Source organism: Kurthia huakuii LAM0618 (genome assembly GCF_000505545.1).
Lineage (GTDB): Bacteria > Bacillota > Bacilli > Bacillales_A > Planococcaceae > Kurthia > Kurthia huakuii.
The window spans coordinates 1-3,236 of sequence record NZ_AYTB01000046.1; the positions used below are offsets into that span (position 1 = coordinate 1).

General features: G+C 37.1%; 2 protein-coding genes. Both read left to right on the forward strand.

Going from position 1 to position 3,236, the window contains the following annotated elements; genetic code table 11:
* Positions 1-501: DMT family transporter (locus V514_RS0118520; protein ID WP_029501246.1), on the forward strand; the 501-nt coding region annotated here is incomplete at its 5' end.
* 1,059 nt (positions 502-1,560) lie between these two features.
* Positions 1,561-2,838: an IS110 family RNA-guided transposase gene (locus V514_RS0118535; RefSeq protein WP_029501141.1), complete on the forward strand. Its 1,278-nt coding sequence runs from the start codon at positions 1,561-1,563 to the stop codon at positions 2,836-2,838.
* The last annotated feature ends 398 nt before the right edge of the window (positions 2,839-3,236 follow it).

Here is a 3,236-nt window from a genome sequence, read left to right on the forward strand (position 1 = left end):
GGCTTGTTAAGTGTTGTTGTCATTCTTTATCCGGATTTACATACTATTTCGTCAGGTTTTATGATTGGTATTGTTTTAGCGGTAGTTGGTACTATTGTTACATCAATCGGTGATGTGTTTTCATACTACAATAATAAGAAAAATATCGACCCGATAATGGCCAATACAATCGGAATGTTTTCAGCTACTATTTTAATATTAATATTTACGATTGCTTCAGCAAAAAGCTTTGTTGTGCCTACTTCTCTTCATTACTGGGTAGGGTTACTCTATTTAGCGGTTCTAGCTTCATTTGTAGCCTGGTTATTGTATTTATTGTTAATCAAAAATCTAGGAGCTTCGGAAAGTAGCTATATGGTTGCCCTATTCCCAGCTATCGGTGGTTTTGCTAGTGTGATCATTGGTGAAACACAAATTTCAATTAACTTAGTTGTCGGCATTATATTAGCTGTCGTAGGTGCTTACATTGCAGTGGCTAAAAGGAAAAAGACTGTAATTTAATTATGATTTGTTTAAACGAAATAAAAAGCGAACGCATATACAACAAGTGCGTTCGCTTTTTCATTCCCAAAGTGTCATTTGGGAACTTTACTTATTGGGCTTAATTCAAATAAGTTTAAAATAACCATTTAATAACTCGCATAATTTGACGTGGTAGAAAGAATATTACATCAATTGCTAAATTAAATCGATCATACCGTTTATACTCGGCTTTACTCATCAAATTACCCCTCCTTTCTAGTCCTATAAAATCATAATATGGATGTTTATTTTTTTATTGTACCATTGATAAAAACAACTTATTCTGTAACTACCGATAACACCCCTTTATGCGAATTGCCTACACAATTTAGACGTTAAATAAGTACGATTTACTTTCTTTAATTATTGTAACATAAACAGTTTTAAAGTTTCGCTCACCCTTGACTCCAAAGTTTTCAGGCCACGTTTTCTGGACGCAGCACACCAAGCGAAAAAAATAAGCTTGGCGTCCTAATGAACAGCGTAACATGGCCTTGTTTGGCGTCAAGGGACGAGCTGCATGACGCAGTTTTCTAACTTTTTATATCGAAATGAAAAGTTGTATCAATAAATCAACAAAATGTTCAGAAAATTAATATCTTTAATGCGATACTTACTATAAAATAACAACATAATCTTCAAATTGTCAGACTCAAAACCTTTCAATTTGGAAAAAGACCGTCTAGTCGCTAGGCGGTCTTTTTTACGTTTTAAATAAATGACAAACGGCACGGTCCCGCATTATTAATTATACTTAGATAAAAAATTAGTGATGGAGGTGGGATTTATGTTAGGATTTTATGTTTTTGCTGTTGGGGCTTGGATAGTTGCTAACGCTGTAAACAAGCTTGATTTGACGCTTATCCGCAAATAAATGAAAGCGTTTACAATAATATTTGAAAATTATATATTAGTTACAGGAAGGAGCATTCCTGTTAGAAGGATTTTCAGAGACTTGAAAACAAAAAAGCCCTCCTGTATGATGCTTGAGTGTCAACTGGCATTGACGCGCATAATATACAGAGAGGACCCATCCGAATGAATTTTAATACGAATGAAAAAATAAATCAAGTTTCTGAAAATACACTCGTTATCGGCATCGATATTGCCAAACGTAAACACTATGCTTGTGCAGTTGATGATCGAGGACGTATCCTTCAAAAATCCTTTCCGATTATCCAATCTAAAATTGGATTTGATGACTTTTATGAGCGTCTTATGACGCTAAAAGAGAAACACGAAAAACAGGAGATTCTAGTTGGCTTCGAGCCAACAGGCCATTATTGGATGAACCTCGCTGCCTTTTTAACACATTACGGAATTCCGTTTGTGATGGTCAATCCGATGCACGTTAATCGCTCGAAAGAACTTGACGATAATCTGCAGACGAAAAATGATCAAAAGGATGCGCTGGTCATCGCACGTTTAATACGTGATGGCCGATTTAGCTATCCACGCCTTTTAGAAGGCGTAGAAGCAGAATTAAGAAACGGTGCGACCTTACGTTCAAAACTTCAAGAAGATTTGAACGCACTTCAAAATCGTATTATCCGTTGGCTAGATCGATTTTTCCCAGAGTTTACACAAGTGTTCAAAAGCTTTGGAAAAATGGCGTATGCAGTGCTTGAAAAAACACCGCTACCAATGGATATTCAAGGGAAAACAACTGAAGAACTGCTTTGCCTTTATCGTCAAGTAGACGGGCTGAAAAGCCCTCAACTGCCAAAAGCGAAACAATTAGTCCGTATTGCGCCTCACTCAATTGGATTAACAGAGGGGCTTGTGATGGCACGTTTTGAAATAGCCACGCTACTTTCTCAGTACCATATGATGCAGGCACAACTCGATGAACTAACTTGTCAGCTAACGACTCTTGCGAAACAAATGACGGATTATGATTATTTGGCGTCCGTTCCTGGTATCGGAGATATTACTATTGTCGATTTATTATCAGAAGTCGGTTCACTCACACAATATGCGCATCCACGCCAATTAATTAAACTAGCGGGGCTTACATTGCGTGAAAACTCTTCTGGCCAATCAAAAGGACAAAAAAGAATCTCTAAACGAGGTCGGCGTAAATTAAGGGCGCTTTTATTCCGCGTTATGATGCCTTTAATTCTTCATAATTCTGCTTTCAAAGCGCTTCATGAGTACTATACGACAAGGACGAAAAATCCTTTACGGAAGAAACAGTCCATTGTCGTACTTTGTGGGAAACTGTTAAAGATTTTACATGCCTTATGCAAAAAGAAAGTGATGTTCGATGAACATCAGATGATGACAGACTTTACGGTTCTCAAAGCAGCTAGTTGATTACATTTGACTGAAAGTCTAAACAAAAGGATAACACGGAGAAGCCAGCACTATTCATCACCTTCGACCTTTCACTTTATGAATGAGTCCCTAAAGGAGCATCGCTAGCCTCTGCCTTATGAACAGACCGAACGAAGGAATGTACGCGCAATTAGACGCCTAGAGATATGGGAGGGTTCGTCGTCATAAGCTACGCAGAGATCCAAAAGTGTATCATATAAACTTGGATTCAGAAGAAATTATTTCCATTAAATGGTCTCTTCTTTAGCGTAGCGTTTCGATGAATTAACATAAATATCAATTAATACAAAATTAAGTTAGATATGCGTGTTGGAAAATATTTTTTTGACACTCAAAAATGGCGTGAGCCATTGATATATCAACATTTATAGAGGGAG

Excerpts from the sequence above, each read along its gene's own strand:
- V514_RS0118535 (WP_029501141.1), top strand. The coding sequence starts at position 1,561 with ATGAATTTTAATACGAATGAAAAAATAAATCAAGTTTCTGAAAATACA.